Genomic DNA, 16712 nt, shown 5'->3' with positions numbered 1-16712 from the left:
TGAGTTAGCGCGGTGGTTGCGGGAGTCTCCCACTCCTGAGGAAAGTCCGGGCTTCCGAAAGACCAAGCTTGCTGGGTAACGCCCAGTGCGGGTGACCGCGAGGATAGTGCCACAGAAATATACCGCCGATGGAGGGAAACCTCACAGGCAAGGGTGCAACGGTGCGGTAAGAGCGCACCAGCAACATCGAGAGGTGTTGGCTCGGTAAACCCCGGCTGGAAGCAAGGTGTGCTAGCGCTAAGGAACCAGGGTTGGTCTTTTCCCCAGTTCTTTGCTAGCCAGAGCCGCTAGAGGCACTTGGTAACAAGTGTCCCAGATAGATAACCACCCTTTGAACAGAACCCGGCTTACGTCTAACTCATTCATTGATTATTCTTAGAATCCCCTTGTGAGGATGTGTCCTTGAGTCTTTGCCCCCCTTGTCTGGATCATCTATGGTGAAGCTGGGTTATCTTGGCCCAGTGGGCACCTACAGTGAAGAAGCGGCTCAAAGCTATGCCCAATGGCAACAGGGTGAACCCCTGATACTGATTCCCTTGACGACGATCGCTGGCTGTTTGGAGGCGTTGGCCGCCGGCGAGTTAGATTTGGCGTTAGTGCCCAGTGAAAATTCCGTTGAGGGCAGTGTCAACATTACCCTTGATTCGCTGTGGCGACTGGATACACTGCACATTCAGTATGCCTTTATTCGCCCCATTGTCCATGCCTTCATTGCCCAAACCACAGATTTAGCCCAAATTCAAGTGGTCTATTCCCATCCCCAAGCTCTCGGGCAGTGCCAGCGCTGGTTGCAAACCCATCTTCCCCATGCGCGCCAATGTCCTGTGACCTCTACCGCCGAAGGGCTGCAATACGTGGCTCACTCTGATCGGGCGGGGGCGATCGCCTCTGTGCGAGCCGCCCAACTCCATCAATTGCCCATTGTGGCCACCGAAATTCAGGATATTCCCGACAATTGCACGCGGTTTTGGGTGGTGAGTCGCCAACAGGGGGAAGGCTGGCCACAGCCGGGGGATACCCACACTTCCATTGCCTTTAGCCTGAAGGCCAATGCCCCCGGTGCCCTGCTCAAGGTGCTGCAACTCTTTAGCGATCGCCAGATTAACCTCAGCCGCATTGAATCGCGCCCCAGCAAACGTGCTTTGGGAGATTATCTTTTCTTTGTTGACTTAGAGGTGAATGGTCGCCCCGATGTGGTGGCTGATTGTCTGCTGGCGCTCAAGGACGCTACAGATGTGTTGAAAGTCTTTGGTAGTTATCAATTTCTAGACCTCGGAGAATAGATTGGCCATGCGTATCGGTGTCCCCAAAGAAATGAAGGATCAAGAATTTCGCGTTGGTCTGACGCCAGCGGGGGTACAAAGTCTGCGGGAGCGCGGCCATGAGGTTCTCATTGAAAGTGGTGCGGGAGTGGGTTCAGGCTTCCTCGATGAGGCCTATGTTGCCGCAGGTGCCCAAATTGTTGCCACGGCTCAAGCCGCTTGGGATGCCCAACTGGTGGTCAAAGTCAAGGAACCCCTGCCCTCGGAGTATCGCTATTTGCGTTCGGGCCAATTGCTCTTTACCTACTTGCACCTTGCCGCTAGTCGCGAGCTAACGGTGGCACTGCTGCAATCGGGGACAACAGCGATCGCCTACGAAAGTGTTGAAGAAACGCATCATCACCAACGCAGCTTCCCGCTGCTAACCCCTATGAGCATGATTGCTGGTCGGTTGGCAGTGCAGTTTGGTGCCCGCTTCCTAGAGCGTACCCAAGGGGGGCGGGGAGTGCTCCTCAGTGGCATTCCGGGGGTGCGGCCGGGGCGGGTTGTCATTTTAGGGGGCGGTGTCGTCGGCACAGAAGCGGCGCGGATGGCCGTGGGATTGGGGGCACAGGTGAGCATTCTTGACATCAATGTCGAGCGTCTCAAGTACCTAGAAACCCTCTTTGGCGCACGGGTGGAGTACCTCTACAGCAGTTCTCACCTCATTGCCGAGCTATTGCCCCAAGCGGACTTAGTGATTGGTGCTGTCCTTGTGCCGGGTCAGCGTCCCCCCTGTTTAGTACCCAAGTCCCTCGTGCAAACGATGCGCCCCGGAGCGGTGATCATTGATGTGGCCGTGGATCAAGGGGGCTGTGTGGAAACGCTGCGACCCACTACCCACTCCAACCCCACCTATACTGCCTTTGGTGTGGTTCACTATGGCGTGCCCAATATGCCGGGAGCCGTGCCTTGGACAGCCACCCAAGCCCTGACGAATAGCACCTTGCCCTATATCCTTTGCCTCGCCGATCATGGCGATCGCGCCCTTGAACTCTCCCCTGCCCTTGCCAAGGGTCTAGTGGTCAAGCAGCACCATTTAGTCCATCCCGATGTGCGGGTTGTCTTTCCCGATCTTTAGGCCAACGATCAAGCACCTCTGGACAGACTGAGACCCGTTCTTAGTAGATTGAGTGGAAACAGGTCTTGACCACGATTCTGGAGCCGACTAAGCTGCCCTTATAGTGATAGTCCCCTTGTGGAGCCTCCTAATGGGTATTCAAGTTATTGCCACCACTCCCTTCAAGGATCAAAAACCCGGCACCTCTGGGTTGCGTAAGGCGGTACCTGTTTTCCAGCAGCCCCATTATCTGGAAAACTTTATCCAAGCGATTTTTGACACCATTGAGGCACCGCAGGGGCAAACCCTTGTCCTAGGGGGTGATGGCCGTTACTTCAATGCTGAGGCGATTCAAGTCATCCTCAAGATGGCCGCAGCCAATGGCTTTGCACGGGTCAAGGTGGGGCAAAATGGCATTCTCTCAACGCCGGCAGCCTCCTGTGTGATCCGCAAGTATGGGGCGATCGGTGGCATTATTCTCTCAGCCAGTCACAACCCCGCAGGGCCACAGGGAGATTTTGGCGTCAAGTTCAACATTGCCAATGGCGGGCCTGCTCCAGAAAAAGTCACCAATGCCATCTACGAGCGCAGCCTCGCCCTCACCAGCTACAACATTTACACCGCCCCCGATGTCAATCTGCACACCCTTGGGGAGTTTCCCTTGGGTGAAATGATTGTTGAAGTCATTGACCCCGTCGCCGATTATCAAGCGCTGCTGGAGACTCTCTTTGACTTTGATCGCATTGCCGAGGTAATTCGCACTGGGAAGCTGCGCCTTGTCTTTGATGCCATGCACGCAGTTACGGGACCTTATGCCCATCGGATCATTGAAAAACGCCTAGGGGCACCCCAAGGCACGGTTCAAAATGGTGTGCCGCTACCGGACTTTGGCGGTGGTCATCCCGACCCCAATTTGGTCTATGCCCATGATTTGGTGCAGCAACTGTTTGGTGAGCATCCGCCGGATTTTGGTGCTGCCTCTGATGGCGATGGCGATCGCAACATGATTTTGGGGGCAAACTGTTTTGTTACCCCCAGCGACAGCCTAGCCATTCTGGCCGCCAATGCCCAACTCGTGCCCGGCTACAAAGACGGATTAGCGGGGATTGCCCGTTCGATGCCCACCAGTCAAGCGGCCGATCGCGTTGCGGCCAAGCTGGGTATTGACTGTTATGAAACCCCCACAGGCTGGAAGTTTTTTGGCAACCTCCTCGATGCTGGTAAAGCCACTCTCTGCGGTGAGGAAAGTTTTGGGACTGGCTCCAACCATGTGCGCGAAAAAGATGGCCTCTGGGCTGTGCTCTTTTGGTTGAATATCTTGGCTGTCCGCCAAACCTCGGTGGCTGAGATTGTCAAAGCCCACTGGCAAACCTATGGCCGCAACTACTACTCGCGTCATGATTACGAAGGCATCGAGAGCGATCGCGCCCACACCCTAATGAGCCAACTCGAGCAAAAACTGCCTAGCTTGGTGGGTCAGACTTTAGGTGCCTACACCGTCGCCACTGCCGATAACTTTAGCTACACCGATCCAGTGGATCATAGCGTCAGCCAAAATCAAGGCATTCGGCTGATTTTTGAGGATGGCAGTCGTATTGTCTATCGCCTGTCAGGAACGGGAACCCAAGGGGCAACGCTACGGGTCTATTTAGAGCGCTTTGAACCCAATCCTGCCCAGCAGCACCTCGATGCCCAAGTGGCTCTCGCCGATCTCATTCAACTGGCCAATGAAGTGGCGAATATCCAAGGCTTAACGGGTCGCAATCGCCCCACGGTCATCACCTGATCGCTATGAAAATTCTCCATGTGTCTGATATTCACCTCGGCAGTGGCCTCAGTCATGGCCACATTAACCCGGCCACAGGCTTGAATACGCGCCTTGAGGATTTTATTGCTGCTCTGGCCACCTGTATTGACCGTGCCCTCAGTGAACCGGTTGATCTGGTGCTCTTTGGCGGTGATGCCTTTCCCGATGCAACGCCACCGCCCCTTGTCCATGAAGCCTTTGCCAGCCAATTTCGCCGCTTGGCGGATGCCCGCATTCCCACGGTTTTGCTGGTGGGCAACCACGATCAGCACGCCCAAGGACAGGGGGGCGCGAGTCTCAGTCTCTATCGCACCCTTGGGGTGCCCGGCTTTATCGTGGGCGATCGCTTGGCTACCCATCGCATTGAAACTCGCCGCGGCAGTGTTCAAGTCATTACCCTCCCTTGGTTAACCCGATCTACGCTCCTCACTCGGCCAGAAACCAGTGGCCTTTCCCTTGCGGATGTGCATCAACTGCTCCTAGAGCGGCTGCGCCTTGCCCTTGAGGGGGAAATTCGCCAACTTGATCCGGCGTTGCCTACGGTCTTACTTGCCCATGCCATGGTGGATACGGCTCAGTACGGCTCTGAACGCTATTTGAGTGCCGGCAAAGGTTTTACGATTCCCCTGAGTTTTTTGGCACGCCCCTGTTTTGATTACGTTGCCCTTGGCCATGTCCATCGCCATCAAGTCCTGTGTCACGATCCGCCCGTGGTCTATCCCGGCAGCATTGAGCGGGTGGATTTTGGGGAAGAGGGGGAAGAAAAGGGCTATGTCTTGGTGAACCTCGCTAAGGGCAAAACGGAATTTCAGTTTTGTCCCCTACCCACCCGCCCCTTCCGCACCATTCGTGTGGACTTAACCGAGGTGGAACTGGATCCCCAAGCCGCGCTCTTGGGGGCGATCGCCAGCGGGGACATCACCGGAGCTGTGGTGCGGGTCATGTATCAACTGCGCCCCGATCAAATTCCCCTGATTAACCTCCATGAACTGCAAAAAGCGCTTGAAAGTGCCCACAGCGTTAGTCTTCTGCCTCAACTCGTCAATAGCCAGCCCATTGCCCGCCTGCCAGAAGTTGCCCTCGAACAGTGCCTTGACCCCAGCCATGCCCTGCAACTATATCTGGATCATCACCCTGACCTTGAACCCCTGCGCCAAGATCTGCTAGCGGCACTCCAAACCCTTGATGGTTCTCCTGAAGAGGAGAGTCAAGACACTCCAGAGATGCCGCGATCGCCCGAACCTGTGATTCAGCAACTGAAATTGCTCTCCTAGCCTGAAGTTAAGCTTTGACTCAAGTCCGGTAGGCTAGGCTGGAGTTAGGCATTAAAAATTGTGTTTGAATTTGCGAGATTCAGCCATGACTCAAACTCCCGTTAAAAAGGTTACCTTTGCGGAGTTCCTTGATTATGATGCGGCAGATCATCGCATTGAATTAGAAGATGGCGAAATTATTACCATGCCAACCGGTAGCCCCCTACATATCGCAATTATTCGATTTTTATTCACCACGCTTGAAAACGAAATTAAAGCGAATCATTTACCCTTTGAAATTTTCCCCGGTGGCATTGGCGTGCGTACTGGCCTGCGAACATCACGGGAACCAGATTTATGCATTTTGCACTGCGAAGACTGGGATGCTCTGCGCAAACAAAATCCGCTTTCGGCGATCGTCGAACGCCCACCGCTTTTAGTAGTAGAAGTCGTTAGTCCAGGCAATGTGAATCGCGATCGCGAGTATCACACAAAACGTCGAGAGTATGCCGAAATGGGCATTCCTGAATATTGGATCGTTGACCCTGAAGAACAAAAGGTGGTGCTTTGCGTTTTAGTCGGTCAATCTTATCAGCTCACTGAATTGCAAGGACAATCCCTAATTCGATCAACGCTACTCCCGCAATTGGTGGTGACGGCTGAGCAACTCTTCAACCTTTAGCACCCCCCTAAGCAGTGGTAACTTTTCTCAGAGGTTAGGGCGAAAGCCCATGGCTTGGAATCTGAGGGAGACAGGGCAAGAGGGTGCTCGGCATCTTGGGCAAACTTTTTCTTCGAGCTTGTTGACATTTTTTCTCATCTGACTTAGGCTAAGTCTTAGTGTTCTCCTCTCTGAGGAATCGGCAGGCGGGGTCAGTCATTGCGACGACCCCATTTTTTCTTTAGTCCCTACGGTTGATCCGCAGCAAGCGCTTGATCTCACGCTCCTTAGGGGAAGTTGACTATTGCCAAAGATTTGCAAATTCTTGGTAGGGAATATGGCGGCTACAGTACCACAGCACGGTATAGGGAGCCATCAGGTAGGGTTCTTCTTGCGCCTTGAAAACGGCAATTTTCTGGCAAACCCACGGGATAACTGTGGTTGAGATGTAGGGGGTTAGGGGCTGCTGCAATTCATCGAGAGCCGCTAGGCCATAGTAAAAGCCGAGAATATCTTGGGTTTCCTGTGCCTTGGCTAGGAGCGATCGCAGGGTCGCCAATACAACGGGATGCTCAGGGGCAATGCGGTGAAGGGCACGCACCGCCGCCATCAGTGTTTCTAAGTCATAGGCCTGCTGCTCAATGATTAACTCAAGGGTATCAATGGCTTGGGGATGATTCGGACTCACAATGCCAAGGGCGCCGGAAAGGGCAATCTGGTGGGACTGTACCGTGGCCAAACCCAAATAGCGCTCTAGCCGACCCACAACTTCCCACTGCCGCACCCCCGCTTGGTGTAAACACCGACTGGCAAGGATCACATCCTCTAGGTATGAGGAGTTACGAAAAATCTCTAGGGCAACATTGCTGGCTTCAACCGCCCAACGGCCTTTTGCAGTAATGAGAACAGAGGCGATCGCCAGTTTCAGGCGGTTAGACTGTTGGGGATAATGGAGCAGCCGCTGTAAAAACTGCTGTAGGTGCTCCCCCGTCGTACTGTCCCAAACGCTCCTGACAAGCTTGGCATCTAGCTCCTTGAGAAATTGCTGACACTCCGCTAATAGCTCTTCGCGCACTTGGGGCTTGGTGTCTTGGCGTAAGGTGTTCTCTAAAACTTGAAACGCTGTACTGAGGTGGCTGACATTGGGATATTGCTGGGCAATCAAAAAAGCGGCACGGATGCGGGAGAGTTCCTGCTGCTCAACAACTAGGGATTCAAGGTAGGGTAGTAGCTCTCGACTAGAAACCCGTGGCAGACATTGGCGAGCCTCCGCCCCAAGGGCAGGAAAGAAAAAGGCCAGCTCCGGTTGCTCGGGAAAGCCGCCGGTGGTTTGTTGGACACCACAGGCCCAGTGGCTAATATTGGCAAGGGCGTGTTGGTAGTTTTGCTGCGGCGTTTGGTGATTCACCCCCTTGGGCATGACCGTTATCCAGCGACCCGGATCATCTTGCAGCGCTTGGGGTCTCAGTTGCGCTAGTTCCAATTGCCAGCGACACCAGTAGAGGAAGTTGGGGAATTCAGAAGCTTTTGACGAGGGGCGATCGCTGGTCGTCACACTAACAGTCACAGGACTGGCGTCCGATCGCCATAGGTGGTGCCAGTGTAGGCAGCGGGCTTGGGGATGGCGGCAAATTAAGGGCAGCGCTGATGTGCCCGGCAGATGATCATCGCAGCGACTCAGTTCGCGCAATTGCGATCGCGCTTGAGCAACAGCGGCATAGAGATCTGCACCGCCGTGAAAGTTCTGTAAAAAGTACTTCAAAAACAACTCAGCGGCAATATTCGGAACCGCTTCGCGCATCACGATCGCGTGGGGCAACCCCAACTGAATTAAAAACTGTCCTAGGGGAATACTGTCACAGGAATTAAAGATCGCCAGTTTTAGCCCCTGCCCCACTGCACGTTCAAGCGTACGATAAAGTTCGCGAATCTCTAATGGTTCCTCTTGATTGTTGATAATAATGCCATTACCCTGACTATGCCCAGCAAAAAAGAGAATGTCCCAAGGCTGACACCACAAAGAATAGAGTTCACTTAATTGGGGCGATCGCAGGCAGCGGAGTTCAACATTGGGTAACGCCCTGAGAACCTCAAGATCCCCCTCCAAATCGAGGTCGCCATTCGCCCCAAAAATTGCCAAAATGCGTACCCGCTCATGGTGCGCCGTCGAAGACTTCAGGGACTGATACACCATTGGTGAAAACACCACATCCAGATTGCTGTGTTGGCGAATCGGTGTCCAGTCGTGCCATGGATAGTGCCACAGTTCAACAAAATCTGTCTGCACAGAAATGCGGTGAATCTCGTTCATCGGCGGCGGCAAGATAAAGTTGCCTAGGCCAAAAAATGAAGTCTGCTCCTTGGAACATGAAGTTTGCTCCTTGATCTGTTCCTCGCGGAGATAACTGATGCGAGTATTGTGCAACCACGTGCCAAGGGTAGTCACAAGGTCAGTGTAGTTTTGCCGTACCTCTTTAAGGAGGGTGGGTTGCTGAGTACCAATGTTCGTAATTTGGTTACCGCTAGCCCCCAGACGAGTATTCTTCGCATACCCGTGATAGGCGTCGCGCCACTGCCGATACCGGTGGGGAAGGTGAGGCATTGCTGGAAACTCTACAGGATACACCCCATAGGCATCCACTTGGCTTTCTGTCCCCAGTAATAGGCGACCCCTGAGGGAATGCTGCTCAAGGCAGCCCCCGTAGATTTCGAGGCAGACGTGTTTCATCGCAGCAGCAGTTAAAAAGAGCCAATGCAGCTAGACAACAAAAGTTTCCGTGATCTTAGCATCTCCATAGGCCAATGTGATGCCAAAAGTTTCGCCAATTTGTCCCCAAAACTTGTACTGCACCGCTTGATCCTGCTGCCGACTGGTGACTTGGGCAAAGGTATTGCCATTGGCCTCCGTAATCGTCAAAACCAAGTCTGGGGGCAAGGTTTCTCCCACCTTGAGGGCAGTGACGCGCACAAGAATATTGGCAGACACCGCATCTCGCGGCAGTACGGCCATGACCAAGCCAAAGGACTGTCCGCCGAGGGCAAGACCCAAGTCCACGGTACGAGTTTTCCACACCCCCGCCTCTGGGGCATTGGCATCTTTAGCGTGGAGATATTCTGCCGCCATCCAGCGCAATCCTTCATCGGCAGTGGTGGCAATCAGGTCTTTGAGGAGGGCAACCGCTTGGCGACAATCCTCCGTTTCCAAGGCTTGGCGTAATTGAGCTTGAGCTTGCATGGCTTCTAACGTGTCATTGGAGCGCAATGCCCACTCTGGCGATGTCCAGCCCAGCTTCCAACTGAGATAGGGATTGATCATAGCGCCCTCCTCAAGAAGTTCCTGCACGTCTTGCCACACTTGACCCAACAGGTTGCTAACGCCCTTGGTCTTGGCATAAAGCCATAGACTCAGCCGCTGCGGATGACAGGCCAAAAAGAGATCAAGGCGATGGCGAGGTTGCCCAATGATGTGCAGCCATTGCTCTAGGGGCAACACCAAGCGGGGCAAGAGAATCTCGCCACTGGCAATTTGCTGAAGCGTGTCTGTGGGAATGGCAGTTGCCGCAGGTGATCGAACAGGGATGTGATGGCATGCCGGCAAGGCAGCAATGAGGGGCACATCTTCGATCATGTCCTCGCGATCGAGGATGTAGGTACGGCTCAAGGCATCAATGGCAGAACGATTCACACTGCTGCTTGGTGCATAGCCCCAGAGTCTGACCTGCGCTTCTTCAGCAAAGACTTGTACACCCAAGATGTAATCAGGTTTCCAAGCGGCAATCTGCAACCATTCCTGAGGAATGCGGCACTCGTCAAGCTCTATGGTGGTATCGGGCACAATCAACACTTGACCGATGGCGGTCTTGAGGAGGGTGCCGTTGACAAATTCCCAAAAGATGGGCAGTTCGACGGTGGAGAGAAACGCTTCGGCACTAATGCCCATTTCTGCGAACCAGTAGCGCACGGCTACATAGGCCATCGCATTCATTCGGACACTGCCACGGCGGTAAGCGCGGGCAGCCGCTGTGATCTGCTCAATCCACTGGCGATCGCCCAAGCTGCTCGGAACGCGATCGCCACAATCTGCTAAGTCAATGTGAACGTGTTCCGTGTGCGCCATCGGTGGCGCATCTATGGCAGTGAGAAACGAAAGTGATAGCGATGTCATGGTTCCTTACCTAAGTACAACAACTCCCAAAAGTTCATACCGTTTACAAAACAGTCAAGATGCACCCTCATAACGACAGTGTTATGCCATACCCACCCGACCACACCGCTGACAAGACGCTGCTAACACTTTATAACCCGCCTTCAACCAGAGATTGATAGCCACCGTTACCTCCTTGAGGCGTTGAGGATGCGTGGGTTGGTTAAGGGCTGCGAGTAGCGCTTTCGCCAAATGACCACGAATCCGCTCTAGGGCGCGAGACACCTGATATTGTTTTGCAAAGCCCAAGTGCTGGGCAATTTGTTGTTGGCTGACCTGCTCGCAATAGTACAGACAAAACACCTGACGGCTAGCGTCATCCAGTGCCTCAACCGCATGTTTCAGAATTTCAAAGACCCGTTTAAGGGTTTCCTGTTCTTCCTGCCTCAGGGTTACTGCCCAAGGGCTATTTCCTCCTTCTAGGGTGTCCCAAAACCTTTGCTCAGTGGTATTCACCACCTGTGGTTGGCGATAGGCTCGCAAGGCAGCGATCGCTGTGCGGAGCAGGGTTTCAACTTCGCTAGGGGTTATAGCGGGAAGATCAGGCCGACATTGATGATAGGTTTTAGCCATCTGATCTAGCAGTGCCTGATCGGGAGCAGTGGGCTGATCCACCAACTCTTTCCAGAACTGGACAAGCTGTTGGATTTGCTCGATTTCATCTTCCCTGTATCCTTGATTCTTCAAGGCTGAGGAGAGAGAGCGGGGGCGTGTGTGTTTAAGTAAGCCCCAATCTGATTGCCGAACCCCCACCAGCACAGCATACACACCGTCATAGATACGGAGATAAGCATAGGTGGATAGCCGCGTACCTCGTTGGGGATCAAAGCCACGCAGTAGCTTGAGGGGATCATTAGTGAGACAGCAAGCCTGCTGAAAACAGTCAGTGACCTGATGCATCCCGCCAACTTTCTCTCGTAGGGTCATGGCTACAGACCAACTAGTTTCTTGGAGATAGCAAAACAGACCCCGCCGCCAGTAGTGGGCGTCACCATGGTTCGGCTGACTCTGTAATTGTTGGAGGAGGAAGACAGCCGTTGGGTCCGGCTCCTCGAGGTTGTACCCCGCTGCTGTGAAGTAGGCCTGTAGTTGGCGATCACAATACCAGCGCGGGCGATCGGAACCGTCAAATCGCAGCAAAGCAATGAGTTTATCGCAGGGTTGGCGTGTCATCAATCGCTCTCACTAGATATCAATACATAAGGACAACCGTACGGAGAAACGTGACCGCCTGCTTTATTCACTGGGCATTTTCATCTATCCTCCCGACACAACCCTTTATTCATTTATCCAATGACGTTTTTGCAAATATGCACTCCCCTTGCAGATTTTAGAAAAAATTTTTTACCAACCTTGGTGGCAGCTAGCCCCCACTCTATCAACTCCTAGCGTCACAGCAGGAGGATGATCCATATCACAAGTCAAGAGTGTTTTCTGTGGCACACTACGATCAAGATTTGCGATATGCCCATGTTTAACCCACTTACCATTCGGTTTTGGGGCGTGCGCGGCAGTATTCCCTGTCCCGGTTCCCACACTGTCCGTTATGGCGGTAACACTCCCTGCGTGGAAATTCAAGCCAATGGTCAACGGATTATTTTTGACGGCGGTACGGGCTTGCGGGTTCTGGGGGAGCACTTAATGAGTCAACAGCCGGTGGCGGCACATTTATTCTTTACCCATACCCACTGGGATCATATTCAGGGTTTTCCCTTCTTTCAGCCCGCCTTTGTACCGGGGAACCAGTTCCATATCTACGCAGTGCCGGGGAAAAATGGTCAGGGCATTGAACGACGACTCAATGATCAAATGCTGCACCCCAACTTTCCTGTCCCGTTGCAGATTATGGGGGGAGATTTGCGTTTTTATGACTTGGAAGCGGGCGAACAGGTACACCTAGGCGGTGGTGTGGTGGTGAGTAATGAAGCCCTGAATCATCCAGGTGGAGGGGTGGGCTACCGTGTGAGTTGGCAGGGTATTCATGTGGCCTATATCACAGACACGGAGCATTTGCCCGATCAGTTGCATCCGGGGGCGTTTGCCTTGGCCGATCGCGCTGATGTGATGATCTACGATGCCACCTATACCGATGAAGAATACTATCACCCGCAGCAGAGCAAGGTGGGGTGGGGGCATTCCACATGGCAGGAGGCGGTTAAGCTTGCCCAAGCCGCCCAAGTCAAGCAACTGATTTTGTTTCACCATGACCCCAGCCACGATGATGACTGTCTAGATCGCATCGGTGAGTTGGCACGGGCACAATTTCCGCAGACGCTCTTGGCTCGCGAGGGGCTAATGATTTCCGTCTATCCAAATGTGATACACTTCCCGGCAACGCCTCAAGCAAGTTAGCCCTGTGTTGCCTGTCGTTCTTTTACCGGGATATTTAGCGGCTGCCCCTGACTACTACCCACTGCGGGATTATCTGCGGCAATTGGGGTTTGTGGCGGAGGTGGTGCCCCTCAGGGTACGCTCGTGGTTTCCCACGTTGGGGGGGCGATCGGTGGCGCCAATTTTACAGGCCTTGGATACCACCATTCAGCATGTTCTGAATGAAACAGGGGCGTCCGCCGTGCATCTCATTGGCCATTCAGCGGGGGGCTGGATTAGCCGCATTTACCTAGGGGATCAACCCTATGATGGCCAGGTTTGGGCGGGTCACAAATGGGTGCACACGCTAATCACGTTGGGTACTCCGCATCGGAGTCAGGAGCGTTGGACGCGCCGCAATCTCGACTTTGTGAACACCACGTACCCTGGTGCCTATTACACGCAAGTTCGCTATGTGTGTCTGGCGGGCAAGGCAATCTATGGCACACCACGCGGTTCGTTTGCCAATTGGTTTACCTATCAAAGCTATAAACTCACCTGTGGCGAGGGTGCCTGTTGGGGAGATGGGGTGACACCGGTGGCAGCAGCCCACCTCGAGGGAGCAGAGAATCTGGTCTATGAAGATGTGCTCCATGCGCCTCGCAGTCGCTTGCGCGATCGCCCCGATGCCCCTTGGTACGGCTCCCCAGCAATTGTCGCTACTTGGCAGCAGTATTTGAAAGCCAGTTAGAGGGCACGCCGCTCAAATTGCCAGCGGTAAACGGGTAATCCTTTACTGAGGACACATTTTTCCCGTTCTGTCGCGACGGGCCAAGGACTCTGGGGTAACCAATTGGTACAGGTTGAGCTAAAGGCGGCATGGGCACGAAACTGTTGCACCATCGATTCAGCCACCTCAAAGACATCTGACTGAAGGACAACACGCCCACCAGCGGGCAGGAGTTCGGCAAGGGTGGCCACCAGTTCAGGAGTGACGACACGGCGTTTATGGTGACGGCGCTTGAACCACGGATCTGGAAATTGAATCGTGACCGTGTGCAAGGGGAGTCCGCCGAGGATTTTGCCCAAGTGGACATTGGCATTGCCCCAAAGGTAGTGGAGGTTCCGAAGTTGCTGGCGATCGCGCCGCTCATTGGCCGTCACCACCAGCGGGTAGCGAATTTCCAGACCCAGAAAATTTTGCTCTGGATACAGTGCTGCCATTTCTAACAAGAACGTCCCCTTGGCACAGCCAATATCCAGATGTAAAGGCTGCGAGGGTTGCTCGTAAATCGTTGACCAATCAGGAACAGCAATGTCCTGCTGGAATTTTTGACTGAGAGGGTTAACGTGTTGTCGCACCCGTACCACCATGGCGCGATCGCTCATCCAAAACTCCCTAATGTACTGCCGCTATAGCGTAGCGTATATCACTGCCAAGTTAGAAAAAAACTGCCCTCAAAAGCTGAGGACAGCAAAAACCACCTAGGGCAATGGGATCGTCCAGCGGCGTGGTACGACCCCAAACTTATTGGCAGGCGAGTTACTCCTTCAAGAAACCGCTGTAGGCTTCCATGCCATGCTCGCCGATGTCCAAGCCTTTGAGTTCCTCTTCTTCGGAAACACGAATGCCAAGCGTTTGTTTGAGAGCCAGCCAAAAGATACTGGTCAGCAGTACAGTAAAGCCACCGACTGTCAAAATACCGATGATCTGGGCAATCAACTGAGTCACTCCGTGGCCGGTGAGCAAGCCTAACTCTTTGTCAAACAAGCCAACGGCTAAGGTACCCCAAGTGCCGCAGACTAGGTGGACAGAGGTAGCACCAACGGGGTCATCAATTTTGATGCGGTCAAAGAAAAGGACAGAATAGACCACAATCACACCGCCAATGGCACCAATGATCACAGCACTCCAGTAAGACACACCTGCACAGGGTGCTGTAATGGACACTAATCCCGCCAGAATACCGTTGATAATCATGGAGAGGTCAGGCTTACCAATGGCTAGCCAAGCGGTAATTGTTGCCGCAACCCCACCGGCTGCCGCCGCCAAGTTTGTTGTGACTGCGATGTAGGGTACAGCTTCATTTGCAGCCAGTTCAGAACCAGGGTTAAAACCAAACCAGCCGATCCAGAGGATCAAACACCCCAGCATGGCAAAGCCCATGTTGTGACCCGGTAAGGCTTGGGGAGTACCGTCGGCCGCATACTTGCCGATCCGTGGCCCTAGGAAAGCAGCACCCATTAGAGCCGCCCAACCGCCGACTGCATGCACCACGGTTGAACCAGCAAAATCACTAAAGGCAACATCTTCACCAAGGAAACCAATGCTGCTGAGGAGGCCACCACCCCAAACCCAGTGCCCCGTAATGGGGTAAGAGATACCAGTGAGCAGGAGGCTGAAAATCAAAAAGTCAATAAACTTGATCCGTTCGGCCACTGCCCCAGAAACAATGGTGGCTGCGGTTCCTGCAAAGGCAGCTTGGAACAGAAAGGCCACAGCGATGGGTAAACCCTCCGGAAAGGGATCAAGACCGTAGGTTTCGGGGTTTTCACTACTGAGGAAAAAGCCCCCCAAGCCGATAAAAGCATTGCCCTCGGTACCAAACATGAAAGAGAATCCGATCGCCCAGTAGGCAAGGGTGGCCAAAGCAAAAACAATTAGGTTTTTAGAAAGAATGTTGACAGCATTTTTCTGGCGGCAGAAGCCAGTTTCCAACATGCCAAACCCGGCATTCATGAAAATCACCAGAATCGCTGCAATTAGTACCCAAATGGTGTTGAGTACTCCTTGAACGTCTTCAGCGGTGAGGGGTTGATCCTGTGCCTGAGCAGCCACTCCCCAAACAGCCACAATGATTAAAGCTAGGGGAATGCAGGCGACAAGGGCTGGCGATCGCCAGCGGAAATTGGGCTGCCAGTCGAGGTTTAGTAACGGGCGCTTTTGCCGTCTAGCACGTTTCAGTTTTAACTTGGACATCGCTTTCATTCTCAACGATTATGGAGTAGAGTTGCACATGAGTTCAGCGGAGGAGAAATCGCAGTTGCGGCACCATCGCGCCAGAAAGTCATCTGGCTGTTGTTTGGCTTGAGCTAAGCGAAGCATTGACCCGCAGTTAACTTCTGATTGCACCAGTTCTTAGATTGGAAAATCTGTATCGCGTTATACATTTACCTTGACGACCAAAACCGCCTATCCTAAGAAAGGCAAATAACATCAAGTTTGCGGCTAACGTTCCTGATAGGTCTCAATGCATACGATCTGGGAGTTGGATTTTTATTCCCGTCCCCTAGTGGATGAAAACAACAAAAAAATCTGGGAGTTGCTGATTTGCGATCGCCAGCAACAATTCCAGTTCAGCAAAACTTGTGCCGGAGCTGAAGCCAATGCCCGCTGGTTAGAAGCTGCCCTCAAAGAAGCCATGGATCAATGGCGGCAGCAACTGGGACTTGCAAACAACGCTCAACCGGATCGGGTACGTTTTTTCCGCCGCGCTATGACCAGTATTATTACGCGGGGGGGAGAAGCGGCAGGATTAGTGATGGTGCCCAGTCGGCGCACGTTTGCCCTCTATGATTGGCTGCGCGATCGCGCCACAAACCTCTATCCAACCCTACCCAACTACCAAGCTGATCTGGCAACGCCACCCCAGTTGATCCCCCCTGCACCGCAACCTTTACCACCCGCCCTGCGCGGCGATCGCTGGCAATTTAGTGGTCTCCCTCTGGGAGAAATTAAAACGGCTGGTGAATGGGAACTGCCCTTTGGTGAAGTACCCCCACTGCCCTTTTTGACCCTCAGTGACGATACGCTACTGCCGGGGTTAATTATCTATTCGCAGCGCGCACTGCCCTTGGCGGGTTGGCTATCGGGATTAGAGCCTGCCTATTTGAGTTTTGAGGAGGAACCCCAACCGTTATTGGTATTAGAAACAGGAGCGAGCGATCGCTGGGTTCTCATTAGTGGCCGCAATCCCCAGATTCAGAAGGAACTGGCTGCCTTTAGGGACGCCTGTACCCAAAGCCAAGGGCTGCACTTTATCGCCGTGAAGGAACGCCCGGAACAAGACGCATTGCAAGGCTTTTGGTTGTTGCAGCAAACCCCTCAAGTTTAGA

General features: G+C 53.5%; 13 protein-coding genes and 1 other RNA gene. 9 read left to right on the top strand and 5 right to left on the bottom strand.

Annotated elements, in window-relative coordinates; translation table 11 throughout:
* The 6 genes from rnpB to KV190_RS01605 all read left to right on the top strand — a co-directional run bounded on the left by rnpB (nucleotide 1) and on the right by KV190_RS01605 (nucleotide 6103).
* An RNA gene (rnpB, locus tag KV190_RS01630) (RNase P RNA component class A) lies at nucleotides 1-365 on the top strand.
* 69 nt (nucleotides 366-434) lie between these two features.
* Nucleotides 435-1283 carry a prephenate dehydratase gene (pheA, locus tag KV190_RS01625; RefSeq protein WP_460194312.1) on the top strand — a complete coding sequence of 283 codons (849 nt, stop codon included), beginning with the start codon at nucleotides 435-437 and terminating at the stop codon, nucleotides 1281-1283.
* Between the two features lie 7 nt (nucleotides 1284-1290).
* Nucleotides 1291-2382, top strand: a complete 1092-nt coding sequence (gene ald / locus KV190_RS01620; protein ID WP_460194310.1) for an alanine dehydrogenase — start codon at nucleotides 1291-1293, stop codon at nucleotides 2380-2382.
* Nucleotides 2383-2512: 130 nt separating this feature from the next.
* Complete coding sequence (locus KV190_RS01615; protein ID WP_460194309.1) at nucleotides 2513-4147, top strand: alpha-D-glucose phosphate-specific phosphoglucomutase; 1635 nt, start codon at nucleotides 2513-2515, stop codon at nucleotides 4145-4147.
* Between the two features lie 5 nt (nucleotides 4148-4152).
* Entirely contained in the window at nucleotides 4153-5442 is a 1290-nt protein-coding gene (gene sbcD, locus KV190_RS01610; protein ID WP_460194307.1) for an exonuclease subunit SbcD, read from the top strand.
* 85 nt (nucleotides 5443-5527) lie between these two features.
* A complete protein-coding gene (locus KV190_RS01605) occupies nucleotides 5528-6103 on the top strand; it encodes a Uma2 family endonuclease (protein ID WP_460194305.1) in 576 nt (191 codons plus the stop codon).
* A gap of 280 nt (nucleotides 6104-6383) precedes the next feature.
* On the opposite strand, the gene KV190_RS01600 is transcribed toward KV190_RS01605, so the two are convergent.
* The 3 genes from KV190_RS01600 to KV190_RS01590 form a co-directional block, all read right to left on the bottom strand.
* Complete coding sequence (locus KV190_RS01600) at nucleotides 6384-8810, bottom strand: CHAT domain-containing protein (RefSeq protein ID WP_460194304.1); 2427 nt, start codon at nucleotides 8808-8810, stop codon at nucleotides 6384-6386.
* A 30-nt stretch (nucleotides 8811-8840) separates the two neighbouring features.
* On the bottom strand, nucleotides 8841-10247 hold the full coding sequence (locus tag KV190_RS01595; RefSeq protein ID WP_460194303.1) for a DUF1822 family protein: 1407 nt from the start codon (nucleotides 10245-10247) through the stop codon (nucleotides 8841-8843).
* A gap of 81 nt (nucleotides 10248-10328) precedes the next feature.
* Nucleotides 10329-11459 carry a sigma-70 family RNA polymerase sigma factor gene (locus tag KV190_RS01590; protein WP_460194302.1) on the bottom strand — a complete coding sequence of 377 codons (1131 nt, stop codon included), beginning with the start codon at nucleotides 11457-11459 and terminating at the stop codon, nucleotides 10329-10331.
* A 291-nt stretch (nucleotides 11460-11750) separates the two neighbouring features.
* Between KV190_RS01590 and KV190_RS01585 the strand changes: the two genes are divergently transcribed.
* Both KV190_RS01585 and KV190_RS01580 read left to right on the top strand, forming a co-directional pair.
* Nucleotides 11751-12638 carry an MBL fold metallo-hydrolase gene (locus tag KV190_RS01585; protein ID WP_460194301.1) on the top strand — a complete coding sequence of 296 codons (888 nt, stop codon included), beginning with the start codon at nucleotides 11751-11753 and terminating at the stop codon, nucleotides 12636-12638.
* A gap of 4 nt (nucleotides 12639-12642) precedes the next feature.
* The gene (locus KV190_RS01580; protein WP_460194300.1) at nucleotides 12643-13347 is read left to right on the top strand and encodes an esterase/lipase family protein; all 705 of its coding nucleotides are present in this window, start codon (nucleotides 12643-12645) and stop codon (nucleotides 13345-13347) included.
* Here the strand turns inward: KV190_RS01580 and trmB are convergent.
* Together trmB and KV190_RS01570 are read right to left on the bottom strand one after the other, a co-directional pair.
* Entirely contained in the window at nucleotides 13344-13985 is a 642-nt protein-coding gene (gene trmB, locus KV190_RS01575) for a tRNA (guanosine(46)-N7)-methyltransferase TrmB (protein ID WP_460194299.1), read from the bottom strand. The two genes, KV190_RS01580 and trmB, sit on opposite strands and share 4 nt — an antisense overlap.
* A 154-nt stretch (nucleotides 13986-14139) precedes the next feature.
* On the bottom strand, nucleotides 14140-15561 hold the full coding sequence (locus tag KV190_RS01570; RefSeq protein WP_460195197.1) for an ammonium transporter: 1422 nt from the start codon (nucleotides 15559-15561) through the stop codon (nucleotides 14140-14142).
* Nucleotides 15562-15847: 286 nt separating this feature from the next.
* Between KV190_RS01570 and KV190_RS01565 the strand changes: the two genes are divergently transcribed.
* Nucleotides 15848-16711, top strand: coding sequence for a Tab2 family RNA-binding protein (locus tag KV190_RS01565; RefSeq protein WP_460194298.1), 864 nt, complete (start codon nucleotides 15848-15850; stop codon nucleotides 16709-16711).
* Nucleotide 16712 lies beyond the last annotated feature (1 nt).

The organism is Thermosynechococcus sp. FA-CM-4201, assembly GCF_054689355.1.
This window is presented reverse-complemented; position numbering and strand designations above follow the sequence as displayed.